Source organism: Paenibacillus sp. TAB_01 (genome assembly GCF_043945595.1).
Classification (GTDB): domain Bacteria; phylum Bacillota; class Bacilli; order Paenibacillales; family NBRC-103111; genus Paenibacillus_S.
The window spans coordinates 3,367,593-3,386,293 of the sequence record NZ_JBIFNP010000001.1 but is presented as its reverse complement, the minus strand read 5'-3'; the positions used below and the strand labels follow the sequence as shown (position 1 = coordinate 3,386,293).

Annotated in this window: 16 protein-coding genes and 1 pseudogene; 16 read left to right on the top strand and 1 reads right to left on the bottom strand. The window is 52.9% G+C overall.

Going from position 1 to position 18,701, the window contains the following annotated elements; translation table 11 throughout:
* Positions 1 to 45 precede the first annotated feature (45 nt).
* The 16 genes and pseudogenes from ACHHV8_RS16285 (at position 46) to ACHHV8_RS16210 (ending at position 17,650) form a co-directional block, all read left to right on the top strand.
* Positions 46 to 1,941 carry a helix-turn-helix domain-containing protein gene (locus ACHHV8_RS16285; protein WP_395159646.1) on the top strand — a complete coding sequence of 632 codons (1,896 nt, stop codon included), beginning with the start codon at positions 46 to 48 and terminating at the stop codon, positions 1,939 to 1,941.
* Positions 1,942 to 2,372: 431 nt separating this feature from the next.
* A complete protein-coding gene (locus tag ACHHV8_RS16280) occupies positions 2,373 to 2,690 on the top strand; it encodes an ArsR/SmtB family transcription factor (RefSeq protein ID WP_395163534.1) in 318 nt (105 codons plus the stop codon).
* Positions 2,691 to 2,785: 95 nt separating this feature from the next.
* A pseudogene (locus ACHHV8_RS16275) lies at positions 2,786 to 3,899 on the top strand (NADH:flavin oxidoreductase).
* Positions 3,900 to 4,209: 310 nt separating this feature from the next.
* Positions 4,210 to 4,749, top strand: a complete 540-nt coding sequence (locus ACHHV8_RS16270; protein ID WP_395159644.1) for a hypothetical protein — start codon at positions 4,210 to 4,212, stop codon at positions 4,747 to 4,749.
* The gene (locus tag ACHHV8_RS16265; RefSeq protein ID WP_395159642.1) at positions 4,746 to 6,479 is read left to right on the top strand and encodes a helix-turn-helix domain-containing protein; all 1,734 of its coding nucleotides are present in this window, start codon (positions 4,746 to 4,748) and stop codon (positions 6,477 to 6,479) included. Before ACHHV8_RS16270 ends, ACHHV8_RS16265 begins: the two co-directional genes overlap by 4 nt.
* Before the next feature lie 315 nt (positions 6,480 to 6,794).
* Positions 6,795 to 8,159, top strand: coding sequence for an extracellular solute-binding protein (locus ACHHV8_RS16260; RefSeq protein WP_395159640.1), 1,365 nt, complete (start codon positions 6,795 to 6,797; stop codon positions 8,157 to 8,159).
* A 19-nt stretch (positions 8,160 to 8,178) separates the two neighbouring features.
* Positions 8,179 to 8,652: an alpha-amylase family protein gene (locus ACHHV8_RS16255; protein WP_395159638.1), complete on the top strand. Its 474-nt coding sequence runs from the start codon at positions 8,179 to 8,181 to the stop codon at positions 8,650 to 8,652.
* Between the two features lie 166 nt (positions 8,653 to 8,818).
* Complete coding sequence (locus ACHHV8_RS16250; protein ID WP_395159636.1) at positions 8,819 to 9,724, top strand: type 1 glutamine amidotransferase family protein; 906 nt, start codon at positions 8,819 to 8,821, stop codon at positions 9,722 to 9,724.
* Positions 9,631 to 10,167, top strand: coding sequence for a hypothetical protein (locus ACHHV8_RS16245; RefSeq protein ID WP_395159634.1), 537 nt, complete (start codon positions 9,631 to 9,633; stop codon positions 10,165 to 10,167). Before ACHHV8_RS16250 ends, ACHHV8_RS16245 begins: the two co-directional genes overlap by 94 nt.
* Positions 10,164 to 10,313 (top strand): hypothetical protein, encoded by a 150-nt coding sequence (locus ACHHV8_RS16240; protein WP_395159632.1) that lies wholly within the window; start codon positions 10,164 to 10,166, stop codon positions 10,311 to 10,313. Before ACHHV8_RS16245 ends, ACHHV8_RS16240 begins: the two co-directional genes overlap by 4 nt.
* Before the next feature lie 90 nt (positions 10,314 to 10,403).
* The gene (locus ACHHV8_RS16235; RefSeq protein ID WP_395163533.1) at positions 10,404 to 11,945 is read left to right on the top strand and encodes a type 2 periplasmic-binding domain-containing protein; all 1,542 of its coding nucleotides are present in this window, start codon (positions 10,404 to 10,406) and stop codon (positions 11,943 to 11,945) included.
* Positions 11,946 to 11,965: 20 nt separating this feature from the next.
* On the top strand, positions 11,966 to 12,793 hold the full coding sequence (locus ACHHV8_RS16230) for a phytanoyl-CoA dioxygenase family protein (RefSeq protein ID WP_395159630.1): 828 nt from the start codon (positions 11,966 to 11,968) through the stop codon (positions 12,791 to 12,793).
* 147 nt (positions 12,794 to 12,940) lie between these two features.
* The gene (locus ACHHV8_RS16225) at positions 12,941 to 13,894 is read left to right on the top strand and encodes an ABC transporter permease (RefSeq protein WP_395159628.1); all 954 of its coding nucleotides are present in this window, start codon (positions 12,941 to 12,943) and stop codon (positions 13,892 to 13,894) included.
* 15 nt (positions 13,895 to 13,909) lie between these two features.
* Positions 13,910 to 14,791, top strand: coding sequence for a carbohydrate ABC transporter permease (locus ACHHV8_RS16220; RefSeq protein ID WP_395159626.1), 882 nt, complete (start codon positions 13,910 to 13,912; stop codon positions 14,789 to 14,791).
* 117 nt (positions 14,792 to 14,908) lie between these two features.
* Complete coding sequence (locus tag ACHHV8_RS16215) at positions 14,909 to 16,084, top strand: MalY/PatB family protein (protein ID WP_395159624.1); 1,176 nt, start codon at positions 14,909 to 14,911, stop codon at positions 16,082 to 16,084.
* A 225-nt stretch (positions 16,085 to 16,309) separates the two neighbouring features.
* The gene (locus ACHHV8_RS16210; RefSeq protein ID WP_395159622.1) at positions 16,310 to 17,650 is read left to right on the top strand and encodes an MFS transporter; all 1,341 of its coding nucleotides are present in this window, start codon (positions 16,310 to 16,312) and stop codon (positions 17,648 to 17,650) included.
* A 119-nt stretch (positions 17,651 to 17,769) separates the two neighbouring features.
* Here ACHHV8_RS16210 and ACHHV8_RS16205 read toward each other — a convergent pair whose 3' ends face one another.
* On the bottom strand, positions 17,770 to 18,453 hold the full coding sequence (locus ACHHV8_RS16205) for a hypothetical protein (protein WP_395159620.1): 684 nt from the start codon (positions 18,451 to 18,453) through the stop codon (positions 17,770 to 17,772).
* Positions 18,454 to 18,701: the final 248 nt, after the last annotated feature.

The following is an 18,701-nucleotide window of genomic DNA, read 5'->3' as shown; positions in this document are numbered from 1 at the left end:
ACAGCTCGGGGTTGAATCCGCAGACAGATACCGAGTCGACCTTATTTGCCAAGTATTTGGGAATCGGACCGCAACAAATTCTGGATTGCCGAGAATGACAACATGCTCAGGTATAGAAACGAGAATAACCATGCGATCCATTTGGTCAAAAAAATCCCGGACTTCGCCGAGAGCCCGAGCGGCATGCTGGTCATTGAAATTTCGAGCAAGCAGCTGCGCAATTATTTGGCCAAGAACAATACGCTAGGCCAAGTGATTATTCTTGACGATTCCTACAAGGTACTGACAACCCAGAACGAGAACATGCAGCTAGATCCGCAAACGATGAATACGCTTGTTTCCAAGCTTCGGGAATCCAAGGATGCTTCCGGCATCTATGAAACCAGCTTCGGCGAGGAGCAGGTAGGGGTAGCTTATCAGCGGTCCTCGTTTAATGGCTGGGTGTATATTTCCGTCATTCCTATCGATTTGATTCGTTTCGAGTCCCGGAGAACGGGGTGGATCATATTGGCCACCTGCGTCATTATGCTGCTGCTGGCCGTATTGATCTCCTTCGCCGGCTCCCAGCGTATGTATAGCCCTGTACAAAGATTGTACCGCTCCTTATTCGCGCAGCCGGACAAGGAACGCGAACGCATCGATGAGTTTCATATGATTCATGAGGGATTTTCGAGAATGCGCAATGATCAGGTCCAAATGGCCGATCAGCTCAGGAATCATAAGCGGCAGCTGGAAGAATATTACGTGTTCAAGCTGATACGCGGGGATATCAAGCCTTCCGAAATCAGCGAGAAGCTGGGCCTGTTGGATCTGGATATGATGAAATCGAAGCGGATGATGGTCATGACCATCCAAATGGATACGCTAAAGGGAACGAGATACAGCGACAGAGACAGCGATCTGCTGCTTTTTGCCATTAATAATATGGTCGGGGATTTGATACCGCCCCATCAGCGTCTGGTTCCTATTGTCGTCCAGTCCTCTTTGGTCACGCTGATATTCGACGAGGCGAAGTCGACGGAGGAGTTTCGGACGACGATCTATATGCTGGCCAAGAAAATTCAGGACGAGGTGGAACATTATTTGTCGCTGCGGATCAGTATTGGGCTCAGCCGTTCCTATGGCGGGCTTAAGGATGCGCATCGGGCCTGCAAGGAGGCGATGGACGCGTTGAAATACCGGGTAATGTACGGACAGAAGACCATTCTTCATATTGAAGACGTCCAGCCGGCGCAACAGATCGTGACGACAGAATACCCCAAAGAGCTGGAGCGCCAGTTATTTGATGCGATAAAGACGACCGACCGGGAAAAGGTGCAGCTGCTGCTTGATGCGTTCTTCGAGGAAATTTCCGGGCAGTACCAGAACAATAACGATTACCAGATTGCCGTAACGCGGTTTTTCGTCAACCTGATCCGTCTTCTGCAGGAAAGCGGTGTTCCTCATCTCGAAGTGCTTGGAGGCGATCCGCCTTTATTGGAACAATTGCTAGCGCTTTCATCCGTGGAGGAAATGAGAAACTGGTTCAAGTTCCGAATTATGGACTCCGTTATTCGTGTCTATGAAGAACAGCGCCAGTCCAGATACCGGACGATTTCCAAGGAAGTGGTACAGTTAATTCACAACAATTATGACAGCGATATTACGCTCGAGTCATGTTCGAATCTGCTGAATTATCATCCCAGCTATATCAGTAAAGTGTTACGGCAGGAGCTTGGCATCAGCTTCAGCGACTACTTGATGCAGTACAGGTTAAACCGCGCGAAGGAGATGCTGGAAGAAACGGAGATGAAAATTTCCGAAATCGCCGCCAAGCTCCGATATAACAACTCACAGAACTTTATCCGCTCATTCCGTAAGCTGGTCGGGATGACACCGGGTGCTTATCGCGAACAGCATTTGAACTCGGTAACCGGACCGTCCGATTCCATTGGAAGCTAGAGAAGGAGCGCACGCGAATGCCAATCGCGCGTTGAGGCGCTGCACAGCGGTCGGTGCAACCCCGAGGCCCCATGCGCGGCCGGAGTGTTGACAACCGAGCTATGACCCAACCAAGGGGCTGTCCCGCATGTCATCGCAGATGACTAGGGCCGCTCCTTTTCTCTATTTTATAGCGGGATCACCCGATCACATCCTCAGTTGCCCAACCGCTTCTAATTATCGCCTTGAAAAGGCGGGCCGTCTCTTTCGGAGGCTTTTGACGCTCATGCCATCCATGCCATCCATGCCATCCATACTGCTATGCTTTCCAGAGCGAACTGCATTGTCTGAATATACACGAATGTGGTTATTATATTTCTCATGAGGAGTACTTTTGGTATACTGGGAAGAAACCAACTAGGAATGGGTGTCGAGTATTGAAAAACGAAGATATGCTTGCCGTATTGAAGGTTCTGTCGAATGAGACTCGCCTCAACATCCTTTGCTGGCTGCGGGAGCCGGAGGAGATGAACGAGAACCTGCCGAACCTGATCAAGGAGGAGTTTCCTGGCGGGGTATGTGTGGGGAGCATTCAGGAAAAATCCGGTCTGGCGCAGTCGGTCATCTCCTCGTACTTGTCCGCTATGCAGAAAGCCGGGCTGTTGGAGTCTCGACGCTATGGCCAATGGACTTACTACAGGCGCAATGAAGAGGCGATTGCTGCCTTTTTGGATGAACTTGCTGCGCGTCTTCGTGCTGAGGAGAAATAGTCCAGGGTTTCCACAAGCGCTTGCTTTTTCATCTATTGATCTATATATTTATAAATATAGATATATAAACTTTTTTTACAGGAGGAGAGAATACAATGACTATATCCAAAACAGCAGCGGCTCTGTTTAAGCCCTTTGAGGCAGGCCAGCTGAAGCTGGAAAATCGTATTGTGATGGCCCCTATGACCCGTGCCTTTTCGCCGAATGGCGTACCTGGTCCCGATGTAGCCGGATATTACCGCCGGAGAGCGGAAAATGCCGTAGGCCTCATCATCACGGAAGGAACGGTCATTAACCATCCGGCTGCGGCTGCTGACCACGGCATTCCTCACTTTTACGGGGAGGAAGCGCTTGAAGGCTGGGCGCGTGTCGTTCAGGAAGTGCATCAAGCCGGAGGCAAAATCGCTCCGCAAATTTGGCATACCGGCACAGCCCGCGACCGGAGCAAATTTCCGGAGTCCAATGTCGATCCAATCGGACCGTCAGGCTTGAGCCTGACCGGCGAGAAGGTATCCGAGCCGTTGACGGCCGAGGAGATCAGCGGTCTCGTTCAGGCTTATGCCCAAGCCGCGGCCGACGCGAAGCGCATCGGATTCGATGCGGTGGAAATCCACGGTGCGCATGGCTACCTCATTGACCAGTTTTTCTGGGAGGTGACCAATAAGCGCACGGATAAATATGGCGGCGACCTGGTTGGCCGCACCCGGTTCGCGGTGGAGGTCATCGAGGCGGTGCGTGCCGCGGTCGGTCCCGACTTCCCGATTATTTTCCGCTTCTCCCAATGGAAAGCGGTCAGTTACGACGCGAAGCTCGCAGCGAATCCGGAGGAGCTGGAGCGCTTCCTCGCACCGCTGTCTGCTGCGGGCGTCGATATTTTCCATGCCTCCACGCGCCGCTTCTGGGAGCCTGAGTTCGAGGGATCGGAGCCTTAACCTGGCCGGCTGGACGCGCAAGCTGACCGGGAAGCCGGCTATTACTGTCGGTTCCGTCGGCCTGGACTCCGTCTTCACGAGTCTTTTCGAAGAAGGCAAGGGAGGGGAAGCTGCCGGCATCGATAACCTGATCGAGCGTCTGGAGCGCGGAGAGTTCGACCTTGTCGCGGTCGGCCGCGCACTGCTGACGAACCCGGCCTGGGCGGTCAAGATCCGCGATGACCGCACCGATGAGCTGCAGCCGTTCACACGGGAGGCGCTTGGTACGCTGAGCTGATGAAGGGGACGATCCCTTGGTAATATGCTCTCCATACGATAGACAGGCGAAATAACAAAGACCTATAACCGTATGGGGAGCATATCATGGCCACATCAATGGCTGAGGGAGCATCCTCTTTAACTTTTTAAATAGTAGACAGCATAACCCTCCCCGTGCACAAAAATAGGATGACCATGAAGACCTAGCTTCAGGCTAGGTTTTTTTGCATGGAATCATTTAACATAATTTATGTGATATGGAAGAAGGGATCGATTTCTCCATGTGGAAACTATTAGGCGAATGATCTTTCGGATGGAGGGATTCAAGCATGCATCGGTTCGAAGCTTTAAAGCAAAACAAGTTTTTAAGCCGGATCATCCTTCTCGGATGCTTCTCGGCATGCATTCCCGTAATTTTGATTGGAAGCGTTTACTATCAATTCGCGATGAAATCCGCCATGGAGCATATCGTAAACGATGCCAAGGCTTCCTTGCTGATCTCTAAGGATCGGGTGGAGCGCATTTTGCAGAATATCGAGCTTGATTCGTATGCTATCGCCTCCAGTGCGATTGTGACCGGCTCGATGTACGATTCCGGTTTTAGGGAGAATGTGCTGGGCCATGGCGAGATTGATGACATGCTGGACAAGAAAAAGAACGCCAACGATTTTATCGTCGATATTGTTTATTACAACCAGAGCACAGAGGGCGTGATTTCCAACCAATACGGATATATTGCCGAAAAGTTTTATAAGGACAATCAAGATTTGAGAACCGCCATGAATTGGAGCCCTCCGCGAAGTGGGGGTATTTGCCCTTTGCAGGCAAGCAGGGATACCTCACCTATGTCAGGCCTCTCCCGGTGGTGAAAGGAAACAAAAGCCTGGGAGCGCTGCTGATCCATGCCGATACGGGCGAAATCGCCAAGTATGTCGATCGGCCGACGGATGAGTCCGTTCTGATCTTAGGGCCGCAGCAGGAGGTGCTGCTGAACACCGGACAGCCCGGCAGCTTGGACAACAGGAGCGCTGCGCCGTTCGTACAGACGATCGCCGCGTCCGAAGACAGCGCAGGGTCTTTTTTCCAGGAGGATGTGTTATATACGTACCTGAAAACCTCCTATGACCGAACCTATATTTCAATGATCCCCAAGAGCCGCATTATCAGCAGCATCAGCTGGATCCGCTCGTTTATCGTTCTGACCGTCTTTTTCTTCTTCCTGTTAAGCATAGCGCTTGCTCTGTTGACATCCTTTAACGTGTACAAGCCGATACGGCGCCTGATCACTTTAGGCAGGTCGTTTCACTCCTCCCATCAGAAATCCGTTCACGACCGTAATGAAATTTCATTTATTGAACAGTGCATGTCTCATTTAAAGCAGCAATCCGACCAATTGACTCAGCATGCAGCCGAGCTCAAGCCGGTTCTGAAGGAACGGTTTTTTCAGCAGCTGATGGAGGAGAACTATGTCAACGATAAATTAATCCGGTCCCATCATTCCATCCATGAACTGATGTCGCATCAAAGCTATGTTGTGATCGTCGTGACGATTGGCGATTTGCATAAAGACCGAAGATTTAGCTCTAACGACCGGTCCATCATCGCTTTTATGATGAAGAATGTTATGAATGAGCTTCTTGCAGAGACTGACGGGCTGCAGGCGGAGATTCTGCAGGACAGCCGGAACCGGGCTGTGGCTGTCGTCTTTGCCGAAGAGGAGCCGGGCGCACCGGCGCTTCTTTCTAAAGTAACGGACTATGCGCAAAATATAGTCGAGTCCATTCAGCATTATATAAAGCTGTCGTCCTTTGTTGGCATAGGGAAGGTTTACCCGAGCTTTACCGATCTTCCTCAATCTTATAGGGAAGCTTTGCTGGCTCTGCAGGACCGGTCTTATCTTGAAAGCGTTACCGTCATCAGCGCGGAAGAGTCTGCGGGTGCAAGGAGACAGGGGAATTACTATTATCCGTCGCATTTGAAGCAGATGATTGTCACGGCATTGATGAACGGAGAGTACAGCGCAGCGGAAACGAATCTGGCGGAATATATGCGGGCCCTGCGCGCTTCCGCTTCTTTTACCGTCATTACGCACGGCTATTTTTCCTTATTGTACGCATTGCTGGAATCGTTGGAGCAGCAGGATCTGATCGCTTATACCGAGCTGGTCGAGCATGATTTATTCGGGCAGTTGAAGGAAAGACATACTCCCGGAGAGGTCTACGATTGGTACGTATATGAACTTATTCCGTTGTTCAAGCAAATCAGGAACCGCCCTTCGAATGCGGCAGACGCCGTCAAGCAGGTTATCCAATATATCCATAACCATATTTATGACGATATTTCGCTGGCGCAGGCCGCCGAAACCGTGCGTATGAGCCCATCCTATTTAAGCCGCTTGTTCAAGAAGGAATTGGGCGTTCAGTTTCTGGAGTACGTGCAGGAATGCAAAATTAAAGAGGCTACGCGGCTTATGGATGAGTCGGGAATGACCGTAAGCGATGTCGCTTCCAAGATCGGATATTCGGAGAGAAACCTCACCCGTATGTTCCAAAAGCACCTTCATATGACTCCCGGACAGTATAGAGCCAAGTCCAGATAGACTGACGGATGACGGACATTTTTTTCGCAGCGGCGCCGCAAGCCCTTATAAACCAAGGGAGAGAGACAGTTTTTGCCAAGTCAACGATTGTCTCTTTTTTTCATTGGCGCGGGGCTTATGATTAGAACCAGGCGCCGACAACTTTAGGAGCGGAGGGTTCACATGGCGTTCAATCTCCATCGGACAAAAGGTTGGGCGATCACAGCCGCTGTGCTTTTTTTGCTTGGCGGATGCTCGCCCGAACTGCCGCCGCCGAAGCCGGCAGCAAATGGGGGAAGCGAAAGTGCACCCCTGCATATCAGAATTATAGGAGGGTTGTACAGTGAGCTGCCGGACATGAATAATGCCTACTGGACGGAGCTGCAGAAGCGTCTTCACATTAAGCTGGACCCGGAATGGATTCCATCGGGAGATTTTAATACGAAGATGGACTTGATTCTGGCCTCCGGTCATATTCCCGACATTGTAGCCTACCCAAGCCAACAGCTGTCGCCTTCGATGGAAAGCGCCATACGCAACAATATGTTCTGGGACCTGACGCCGTTTCTGGGCGATCTGAGCGAATTTCCCAACATCAAGAACAATACGCCTCCGAATGCGTTGAAGGGGCTGTCCGTGGAAGGGAAAATTTATGCGCTTCCGCGGTCCAGATCAAGGATCGATCTGTCGCTGAATATTCGTAAAGATTGGCTGGATCAGCTCAACCTTCCGGTACCGGCTACATTGGAGGAGTACCGCCAGGCGCTTAAGCGAATCGTCGAGGCCGATCCCTCCGGAGCAGGGACGATGGGCCTTATCGGCCATGGCGTCATCATTAACGACGGAGACGGCGTGTTCGAAGCGGCATTCGGCGCTTTCGATCCGGCCTATGACCGCGACGGCGGGATGATATGGCATCAATTGACCGACGCTTATACGGACATGGTTGACTGGTTCCGTCAATTGTACAAGGACGGGATTCTAGCCAAAGATTTTCCGACCATGAAAATCAGTCAGGCGCAGGAAGCCGTTTCGGCCGGCAGAGCCGCGTCCTATGTCCGTGGTACCCGTTATTTGTACGACTTCGAAACCGCAGCCAGAAAAGTGCAGCCCTCGGCTCAATTTATTGCGCTTCCCCCTCTCAAAGGGCCCCGCGGCTACGCGGTCGAGCTGTCGAGCGGAGTGAACGGGGGCTTCTACATTTCCAAGAAGGTGCCGGAGGCGAAGGTGAGGAGCATCCTGCAATATTTGGAGGCGAGTGCTTCCAAGGAAATTACGGAGTATGCGTACAACGGTGTGGAGAATGTGCATTACAAGGTCGTCCAGGGGCAGAAAATACCGACGGAGCTGGCGCGAAAGGAGATCAATACAACGAGCTTAGGCGTTACCGTCCTGGCCTACACCCGTTGGGGAAAGGTAGACAATCCGGCCGCACCCAAAGCATACAACGAGGCCAAGCATCGGGAGGTGGCGGATTATGAAAGCTTCGGTACGGTCAATCCGTTCACCGGCTTGTATTCCAACGCCTGGTCGGAGGTATGGCCGCAGTATGCCGAGGAATGGAAGTCCGTACTGACCAAGGCCATTATCGGCACCATTTCCATGGACGAATACAGAGCCTATGTAAGCAGGCTGAACGGTATGCCGGAGTTCAAGAAGGCTTATCAAGAGCTGGCCAGAGCTTACGAGTATATGAAGTAGAGGAAGGAGATATGCCCTTATGAGTAATGATGCAGCCCTGCCGTGGTATCGGCGAGCCTGCCGCTGGGGCCAAACGAATTTGACGGAGATGGACCCGATTGACAGCGACTTGGCTTGGTGGAGAGAGTATTGGCGCGAAACGAAAGTCCAAGGCATTATCATTAATGCGGGAGGAATTGTCGCTTATTATCCGAGCGCTCAGAAGCTGCAGTATCGGGCGCAGGGGCTCGGCGACCGGGATCTGTTCGGGGAATGGAACGATGCGGCCCGGGAGGAAGGACTGGCTGTACTGGCGAGAATGGATATTAACCGGGCTACGCAGGACTTCTACGACGCCCATCCGGATTGGTTCGTCGTAGACCGGCAGGGAGAGCCAGTCACCTCCAACGGGCGTTATTTCTCATGCATTAACAGCGGCTATTACAAAACGTACATTCCTGAGGTCCGTAACCGAAATTATAGAACGCTACCGTCCGGACGGCTTCACGGATAACAGCTGGACGGGCGTCTCGCGCAAAGTCATCTGCCATTGTATTCACTGCCGCAGCAAGTTTAAAGCGGATACGGGGCTCGAGCTTCCTGCGGCTTCGGATTGGGACGACCCGGCTTACCGGAAGTGGATCAAATGGAGCTACAGCTGCCGGACGGAGAACTGGGATTTGTTCAATCAAGTGACACAGGCGAAGGGCGGCCCGGACTGCCTATGGCTAGGCATGGTTAACGCAAACCCGATCAAGTCGCACGCCTCCTTCTGCGATTTGAAGGAAATAGGGGAACGATCCGCCATCATGATGTGCGATCATCAGTCCCGGGACAGCCTGAACGGTTTCGAGCAGAACAGCCTGAACGGCCATCTTCTGCATGGCGTCGCCGGATGGGACATTGTCGTACCCGAGAGCATGGCCAATTATATCCGCGGGGAGCGCAGCTTTCGTCAAGGCAGTAACCCTCCGCAGGAGACGAGGCTGTGGATGCTCGAGGGCGTGGCCGGAGGCATTTCGCCCTGGTATCACCATGTTGGGGCGATTCAGCCGGACCGGCGCCAGTTCGATAACGCACCGCCGGTGATGCGCTGGCATGAAGCCAATGAGAAATATCTATACGATCGCCGGCCTATTGCCAATGTCGGCTTGGTGTGGAGCCAGGAAAATATCGAATTTTACGGCCGGGAAGATACGTATGAGAAAGTCGAGCTGCCTTGGCACGGATTCGTCAGAGCGCTGACTCGGGCAAGAATCCCGTTCGTTCCGGTGCATGCGGATCTTATTGCAAGAGATGCGGCAAGCCTCCGCGTACTGATCCTGCCGGATCTGGCTGCGATGACGGATTCCCAGTGCGAAGCCGTACAGAAGTTTGTCGAGGCGGGGGGCAGCCTTGTGTTCACTGGGGGAACGGCTACCCTGAACGAATGGGGGAGCGAAGAGACCGGTTCCCTCTCGAGCCGGTTAGCGGGATCCAGCATTTATTTGAAGTGGAAGGTGCCGTTGGAAAGCAGTCGGCGGACTGGGCGTTTTTCGAAGCGCACAATTATTTCCGGCTGCCGGATGAACGGCATGAGGTATTAGCCGGCTTTGAGAAGACGGATACACTGCCGTTCGGCGGACAGCTGCAGCGGGTTCAACCCTTGAACGGCGGGATGGAAGCGATTGCAACTTACATTCCCTCTTATCCGATTTATCCACCGGAATTCAGCTGGGTGAGAACGCCTCAGACGGATATCCCCGTCATGCTGGCCGGTCCGCATGAAGCGGGCGGACGCGTATTTTACTTCGCCGGGGATGTCGACCGCTGCTATGGCCGCACTCACCTGCCGGACCTGGGAGATCTGCTGGCTAACGCCGTCCGGTGGGCTGCGGCGGACACGCTCCCCTTGAAAGTGGACGGTCCGGGCTATTTGGACTGCAAGCTGTACCGCCAGGAGGACAGACTGCTCATCCATATCGTCAATTTGAGCGGAGCGAATCAAAATCCGGGCTATTTGGAGCAATATTTGCCCGTAGGCCGGTGACCGTAGCGGTTCGTGCAGACGATCTGCAGCCGCGAAGCGCGCAGCTCCGCGTTGCGGGCCGCGAGGTAACGCCTGTCAGCGAGCGGTCATGGATTAAAGTGGAGATCGATTCGATCACAGATCATGAATTTATTATTTTGGAGTAACGGGATGGAAGTGCGGTTAACTGCTGCGACGAAGCACATGGAAGCTTAGTAAGACTTAATATGCTTAAGGAGGAATCGTCCTTGAACTCAATGCGGGAACGACGGAAAAGCTCAGGCTGGGCACTTGCAGTAAGCTGCATGCTGGCCTTGGCGGCAAGCGGCTGCTCTTCAGGGGGCAATCCGGCTGCGGACAGCGGCACCGGAGGCAAGAGTACGGCGGATTCGGGCGGAGCCAACGGCAAGCCGCTGCAAATGCAAATTTTCGGCGGATTGTACAACGAGATGCCGGATATGAATAACGCATTCTGGTCGGAGTGGCAGAAGCGGCTAAATGTGAAGCTGGATGCGAATTGGGTTCCCTCCGGCGATGTCATTACCAAGCTGGATTTGATTCTGTCTTCCGGCGACATTCCCGAGGTGATAGCCTATCCGAACCAGGGGCTGACCGTTTCGATGATCAATGCCGTCCGCAACGGGGCGTTCTGGGATTTGACCCCTTTCCTGGGGGATATGAGCCAGTATCCGAATTTGAAGAACAATACGCCGCCGAACTGGCAGAAGTTTCTTGCCGTAGACGGTAAAACCTATGCCTTGCCGCGCTCCCGCTCGCTCATTGACAATACGGTAAATATCCGCAAGGATTGGCTCGACAAGCTGAATATTCCTGTGCCGACTACACTGGACGAGTACCGGAGCGCGTTAAAAGCCATCGCGAACGGTGATCCCGACGGCAACGGCAAGAAAGACACCATGGGCATCGTCGGAATCAACGAAGGGGTCAGCCCCTTTGAAGCCGGCTTCGGCGCATTCGCTCCGCACTATGACAGCGACGGCGGTCTCATCTGGCATGAACTGACGGATGAGTACACCAGCTTAGTCGAATATTTCCGCGGCATGTATGCAGAGGGAAGCCTGCCCAAGGAATATGCGACTATGAAGCGGACGCAGATGGAGGAAGCGATCGGGACGGGGAAAGCGGCGACCTACATACGGAGCACCCGGTATCAGTATGATTTTGAGCTGCAGGCGAAGAAGGTGCAGCCGGACGCCAAAATTATGGCGCTTCCTCCATTAAAAGGCCCGGGCGGCTACGCAGCCGATTTGTCTACTGGCGTGAACGGGGGAATTTTCATCTCGAAGAAGGTGCCGGAAGCCAAGGTGAAGCAAATGCTGGCCTATTTTGAAGCGACGGCTTCGCAGGAAATGACGGACTTCGGCTACAGCGGCGTCGAGGGTGTGCACTATAAGGTCGTAGACGGCCAGAAGGTGCCGACAGACCTTTCGGTCAAAGAGGTCAATACGACGAGCCTTGGCGCGGGCGTTTTCGCTTATGTGAAGTGGGGGAAGGTCGACAATCCGGGCGCTCCTAAGGAATATATCGAGCAGAAGCGTAAGGAAGTGGCGGACTACGAAAAGGTTGGCGTGTACAACATTTTCACGTGGCTGATTTCCGACAAATGGGTGGACATCTGGCCTAAATATTCGAATGAATGGGAGTCCATGAAGACCAAGGCGATTGTCGGACAAATTTCAATGGATGAATACAAGGCCTATGTGAGCAAGCTGAACAATATGCCGGAATTCAAACAGGCATACAAGGAATTCGCCAAAGCTTACAGCTATTATAAATAATCATTTGGGAGGTTTATACGATGGAAGCATCCTGCCTGCAGTACCGATTGACTGATGAGGAAAGACGCGCATTTAACGAGACCGGATACATTATCGTGGAGGACGCGCTGTCTCCGGATCATGTGGCTGCTTTAACCGCCGAGGTGGACCGGATTTACGAGAGCAGGCTTCAAGAAGGCCATGACCCGAAGAAGGCGTTATTTTATACCGACTTCGTCAAGGATCATCCGTTATTTATGGAACTGACGGACTACGGCAAAATTTTGCCTAAAGTTTGGGACATTCTCGGCTGGAATATTTATATGTATCACACGCACATGATTGTGACGCCGCCTTCGGGACAGGAGCAAAGCGATAAGACCTTCGGCTGGCATCAGGACAGCGGCAGGGTGAACCTGGAGATGGAATCCCATCCGCGTCCGAGGCTGTCGCTGAAGGTAGCTTACTTCTTATCCGACCTCTCCGAGCCGGGGCGGGGCAACTTCTGGATCGTGCCGAACAGCCATGTGCAGGATACGATTCAGCTGCCGGAGGGCGGTAATGGCCAGCCGGAGGGAGCCATTCCCGTCTGCGTGAAACCCGGAACCGCCGTGTTCTTCGACCGTCGGTTATGGCATGCGGCCAGCACGAATTGGTCGGACATGACGCGTAAAGTGCTGTTCTATGGCTACGGCTACCGCTGGATTCGCAGGAAAGACGATATGACGATGGACGGCCTGCTGGAGAAATCCGACCCGATCCGCCGCCAAATGCTGGGGGACGGGCTGAGCTGCAACGGCTACTATACGCCGACGGACGCCGACGTGCCTCTCAGGGTCTGGCTGAGAGAGCAGGGGCTGCCCGTTTAATCTGAACGTTCACGCGAATCATACACACACCCTTTGGCTGTCGAGAATGCTCGGCAGCCAAGGCGGTTTATGGAGCCGAAGAAAGAAGGAATCTAACCCCATTCCGCTTAAGAAAAGCCGATAACGTAAAGGCAGGTGAAGCTCGCAATGCAATCCTCCGTACTCGCCAAAAAAGCTGCAGGCAAGCCGCACACGTCGACCAAGCTGTGGATCCGTGTGCTTCAGCACAAATATATGTATTTACTTGCCCTGCCCGGCATCGTTTATTTTGTTTTATTCAAATTCGTTCCGATGTGGGGGCTGCTGATCGCATTTATGAAATATAATCCTTACGCCGGTATAGCCGGCAGCGAATGGATCGGCTTCGAAAATTTCATCGACTTGTTTGCCGACAGTAAATTTTATCTTATGCTTAGAAATACGTTTGCGCTGAACCTGTTCGGGCTTATCTTTATGTTTCTGCTGCCGATTGTGCTCGCCTTGATGCTGAATGAAGTCCGGCACGAAGCGTTCAAGCGGATCAATCAGTCCGTCGTGTACCTGCCGCATTTCTTGTCCTGGGTCGTGGTGGCGAGCATGACTTTCTTCATTCTCTCCTCCGATGTGGGTATTGTGAATAAGCTTATTTCTGAAGCGGGGCACGAGACTATCCCGTTCCTTTCGAATCCGAACTACTTCTGGGGGCTCTTGACCGCGCAGTCGATGTGGAAGGAGGCGGGATGGGGAACGATTATTTTTCTTGCGGCGATGGCCGGAGTAGATCCTCAGCGCTATGAAGCGGCCGTTGTCGACGGCGCCAGCCGGTGGAGACAGATCTGGCATATTACGCTGCCCGCCATCCGGCCGACGATCCTCATTTTGCTGATACTGAGACTCGGGCATATGGCGGATGTCGGCTTCGAGCAGGTGCTGCTAATGACCAATCCATTGGTCAATTCCGTTGCCGAGGTATTCGATACGTACGCCTATACGATCGGCATCTTGAAGGGCCAGATCAGCGTCGGCGTGACCGTCGGGATGTTCAAGGGCGTGGTAGGCCTGGTGCTGGTGCTGGCATCGAATTACATCGTCAAAAAAATGGGCCATGAGGGCATTTATTAGGGAGGGGGGCCGGACATGAGTTTAGTCAGCACTAAAAGAATGACGGCATTCGATTATGTGAATTATTCGCTTCTGATTCTGATCTCGCTCGTCTGCGTCTTTCCGTTCATTTATGTGTTCAGCGTCTCCTTCACCGACCCGAAAGTATATATTCCGCTCAAATTTTATTTGTTCCCGAAGCAGTGGTCGCTTGCCGCCTATCAATATATTTTGTCGACGAACAGCTTCCTGAACGCTTTGAAAAGCACAATTTTCGTTACGGTGACCGGGACGGTGCTCAGTATCGTGACTTCGTTCACGTTCGCTTACGCGCTGACGAGAAAAACGATGCCGGGCAGGGCGATAATGATCGGCGCGGTCGTATTTACCCTCGTGTTTCAGGCAGGCATTCTGCCCACCTATATTTTGGTCAAATCGCTCGGACTGCTGAATTCGTACTGGTCGCTGATTTGGCCGAGCTTGACAAGCGCCTGGAGCTTGATCGTTATCAAAAGCTTTCTGGAATCGCTCCCATCGGAGCTGGAGGACTCCGCACGGATCGACGGCTGTACGGACATTGGCGTCTTCCTGAGAATCATTATTCCTTTGTCCATGCCGGCGATAGCGGCGTTCACGCTGTTTTTCGCGGTTTCGTATTGGAACACTTATTTCAATGCGCTCATCTATATCACCGATTCGAAGAAATGGACCTTACAGGTTTTGGTAAAAACGCTGGTGATCGATTCGGACTCCACTGGGGTCGGTCAGGCTGGAGCCGGCGGCGACGACCGCATCGTGCCGCAGGAAACGATTCGAATGGCATCCATTATGCTGGCGATGGTTCCGATCTTGGCGGTATACCCTTTTCTGCAAAAGCATTTTGCCAAAGGAGTCATGCTGGGCTCTGTCAAAGGCTGAAGCAGGGGTTTGCCGCCCGCTCGATGAATTGACAAATACCTTATAAAGGTACATGATTACGATTATGTACAATTCGATCTGCATGCATAGTTAAAGATCAAGACATGAGGTGGTAGCATGAGTCATTCATTCGATCGTTTAGTAGACCGGCGCAACACGCGCTCCTACAAATGGGATCAGGGCGAAAAGCTGTTCGGAGAGCCGGATGTCCTGCCGCTGTGGGTTGCGGACATGGATTTTCCAAGCCCGCCTGCCGTCAAAGAAGCATTAATCAAGCGGGCTGAGCTGGGGCTGTACGGCTACGCCATCCGCACGGACGGTTATTTTGAAGCGATTGTTCACTGGTTCCGCGAGCGTCATCACTGGGAGCTGCAGCCGGGCTGGATTGCGGATTCACCGAGCATCGTGACCTCGTTAAGCCTGGCTGTAGAGCAATTCAGCGAGCCGGGGGCCGCTGTCGTCATACAGACTCCGGTCTATTATCCGTTTTACGACGTCATTGAAAGCAACGGCCGGAAAGTAGCTAAGAATTCGCTGCTGCTGCGTAACGGCCGGTTTGAAATGGATTACGAGAACCTGGAAGCTCTATTTAAGGAGGGAGCCCGGCTCATGCTGCTGTGCAGCCCGCACAATCCGGGGGGACGCGTATGGGAGCGGGAGGAACTGCTGAAGCTGGGGGAGCTGTGCCTGAAGTATCAGGTTACCGTCATCTCCGACGAAATCCACTGCGATCTGACCTTTCCGGGACATACGCATACGCCGTTCGCCTCACTGTCTGCGGAGCTTGCCGATATGACGGTAACCTGCCTGGCCGCGACCAAAACGTTCAATTTGCCGGGGCTGCATACTTCCTTTATCGTGGCTTCCAACGCTTCGTTAAGAAGAAAAATCGAAAACCGGCTTAAAACGTTAAGCCTGCATATGGCTCAGCATTTTGCCCAGGATGCGGTGGAGGCGGCTTACCGCGAAGGCGCTGCCTGGCTGGATGACATGATGGCTTATGTCAAAAGCAATCTGGATTATGCGATCGGCTTCCTGGCCGAAAATTTACCACAGGTCAAACCGCTTCGGCCGGAAGGTACCTATTTGCTATGGGTGGACTGCCGCGGGCTGGGCCTGAACGGCAAAGGGTTAAAAGACCTGATGTACCTCCGTGCCAAAGTAGCCTTCAACGAAGGCTCGGTATTCGGCACGGAGGGCGAGGGCTGGCTGCGAATCAATCTTGCCTGCCCGAGATCCATCCTGGAGCAGGCGTTAAAGCAATTTTGCGATGCCGCGAATACGGCTGATTGAACCATAGGGGAGTGCCTCCACGTCATGAAATACGGGCGGGGGCAGGGCCCCTTTTTGTGTTCTGGCGGTATGCCCGCCGGAGGCAAGGCAGCAATATTTTATGATTTGCTGTACGTGCCGGTCCTAAACCGGCGTCAATGTGGTATGCTAATGTAAGCGCTTGATTTACGGTAAATTCATATTTTAGAAAGGCTCGTTATTTTATAATCAAGGTGGACTGGTAGGATGAGCAGACTGTTGGCTTCAAACGGAGGGAGCAAGTTTTCGGTAGGGATCGGCTTGCTCTCGATTATCGCATCGTCCCTTACTTACATGCTGGCCGTCCAGATGGTGCGGCCGATCATGGCGCTTTACTTCGACAGCGTCGGTTATACCGCGCTGGTGATCGGTATATTCGTATCGCTCAACGCGGTTATTCCGATCCTGTTCGGCATGCCTATCGGCAGCCGGATCGATCGGATGGGCACCCGGCGTGCCGTCATTGCCGGCTCGGTACTATGTCTGATCAGCGGCATCTCCTTCATCCTTGGGGTGAAGACGCATAGCATCGTCCTGATCTTATTCGGGCAAGTTCTTAACGGCTTCGGGGGCATGTTCTCGTGGGGAGCGCTGCAGGCAGCCGCCTCGATAGCGGCGAACCAGAGCGACGAAAAGCGCGGGAACCACATCATCTCCAATTTCTCCTTCGTCAACTCGATGGGACAATTGGCGGGGCCCTCGGTCGGCGGATTTTTGTCGGATTTTGGCGGGTATGTATTCGTCTTTTACGTGTTTACTGCGCTGAATTTGCTCGGAATCCTCCTCGCCAGCGTCCTGCCGATCGGTTCGTTCGCGCGAGGCCGGGACAGGGAGGAAGTGCAGGAGAACGTTCAACGCAGCAGAGAAGCGTCTACAAAGGCTCAAGGAAAGCCATCGCCCTCGCCGTCGGGCAAAGAATCGTTCTGGAAAAGCTACATCGACGGCTATTCCTTGATGCGCAGAAATAAGCCGTTTGCCGTCGCCATCCTGCTCAACGGCGTATTATTCATGCTGATTGACGTCCGGACGACGTTTTTCCCGCTGTTTATGTCCAACACGGGCTTGACGCATACGGAGATCGGCAGCATGCTGTCCGTTTCCGCGCTCGCAGCGGTGATCGTCCGGCCGATGACCGGCTTCCTGATGAACCGGCTCGGCCACCGACGGATCATGCTGATCAGTATTTTCAGCGGGGCGGTCTGCCTGCTGCTGCTGCTCGTGAAGCCGGAATATTGGCTGCTGGCCGCCATCGTTTTTATTTGGGGCGCAAGCACCAGCGTCAATCAGCCGGTAGCGCTGATGATGGTTTCGCAGACCGTCGAGCCCGGAGAACGTGGGATGGGCATGAGCCTCAGGACGATGTCCAACCGCTTCGTACAGCTGACGAATCCGGTCATTTTTGGAGCGCTGACGACGCTCTTGGGCCTCCGGTTCGGCTTTGGCGTGCTGGGAGTGCTGCTGCTGGCCTTCGGCGTAGTGTATCAGCGGCAGCACAGGCCGTGTCCATCGGCTGTGAGCGACACCTCCGGGACGGGCAAATCCGCCTAAGCCTCATTTTTCGGCGGAGAGAAACAGCTGTATCCTATTTTCCCGTCAGCAGAAACGGCTGCGCAGTCAGCGCGTTCCGATCATTATCGGAATGCGCTTTTTGCGTTGAGAACCATTTTTTATCGTACCGAGCTATGCTTCCTGCCGTATGCTTGCACGTCGCCGCAGATCTTGGCATCGTCCCGGCAGTCGCATCGTTCGTCCGAGCAGGGCGCGAAACGGAGGAGGAAAGGACGGATATCAAGAGGCGTTTCGAACGCCTCGCTTGCAAAGTAACCGTGCTTGCTGTCATAGCGGTCAGCCACCAGAGTCTGAAAGGACTGCTCGTCGTCGTCTTGCACCTGCTGCACATGAGCGAAAAATTTAGGGGAAGCAAACGCGAAATCGGACAGTTCACCGATGTAAAGAATTTGAGCGTCAAACCGGTGATAAAGCGCTTTCGCAGCTTCGTAGGACGGACAATAGTAAGACAGTGCCGGCAGGGGAGCTCCCATAATTAACAAACGGATGTTTAATCCATCCTCAGCGCTAAAGCGGAGAATCGTTTCATAGGCCGTTTCAACGGCAACGCCTTGAGGCTGTTTATCCCAATCCTTGTTGACTTCGTCCTGATAATCGTCGGATGCGTAGAGCAGAGAGTCGGTAATATTGCAGCGGCTTTTCAAGCCGAGCCGCAGTCCCAATTGACCATTACCGGCAAAAACCTCCACAACCTCATCTAAAGGAATCCCTTTCTTTTTTACATAATTACCCAAACCGTCGATAAATTCGTCCGTCAAATGGATATAAGATGGGTAGCTCATACGTGCTCCTTTCATGTCCATAATCTGGTTCCCATTTAACCCCATTCTATACAAAAATGTCAATTGCTTTTGCAAAAAAGAAGTTATTGAAAAAAAGCGCGGGATTGCATATGATTAAAAACAACAATACAAAACATTGTTTTACATTATAAAACAAACTCTGCGAAATAACTTCCTCCCATCGGCAGGACGCCTGAAACTTCAAGCTGGACATCAGGATAGCTCAAGCCGCCGCACCTTACTTTTTT

Bases quoted from the DNA above. Each gene is read 5' to 3' on its own strand.
- ACHHV8_RS16210 (WP_395159622.1), top strand. From the start codon at position 16,310: ATGAGCAGACTGTTGGCTTCAAACGGAGGGAGCAAGTTTTCGGTAGGG.
- ACHHV8_RS16220 (WP_395159626.1), top strand. From the start codon at position 13,910: ATGAGTTTAGTCAGCACTAAAAGAATGACGGCATTCGATTATGTGAAT.
- ACHHV8_RS16215 (WP_395159624.1), top strand. From the start codon at position 14,909: ATGAGTCATTCATTCGATCGTTTAGTAGACCGGCGCAACACGCGCTCC.
- ACHHV8_RS16225 (WP_395159628.1), top strand. From the start codon at position 12,941: ATGCAATCCTCCGTACTCGCCAAAAAAGCTGCAGGCAAGCCGCACACG.
- ACHHV8_RS16205 (WP_395159620.1), bottom strand. From the start codon at position 18,453: ATGAGCTACCCATCTTATATCCATTTGACGGACGAATTTATCGACGGT.
- ACHHV8_RS16270 (WP_395159644.1), top strand. From the start codon at position 4,210: ATGCATCGGTTCGAAGCTTTAAAGCAAAACAAGTTTTTAAGCCGGATC.
- ACHHV8_RS16230 (WP_395159630.1), top strand. From the start codon at position 11,966: ATGGAAGCATCCTGCCTGCAGTACCGATTGACTGATGAGGAAAGACGC.
- ACHHV8_RS16235 (WP_395163533.1), top strand. From the start codon at position 10,404: ATGCGGGAACGACGGAAAAGCTCAGGCTGGGCACTTGCAGTAAGCTGC.
- ACHHV8_RS16255 (WP_395159638.1), top strand. From the start codon at position 8,179: ATGAGTAATGATGCAGCCCTGCCGTGGTATCGGCGAGCCTGCCGCTGG.
- ACHHV8_RS16280 (WP_395163534.1), top strand. From the start codon at position 2,373: ATGCTTGCCGTATTGAAGGTTCTGTCGAATGAGACTCGCCTCAACATC.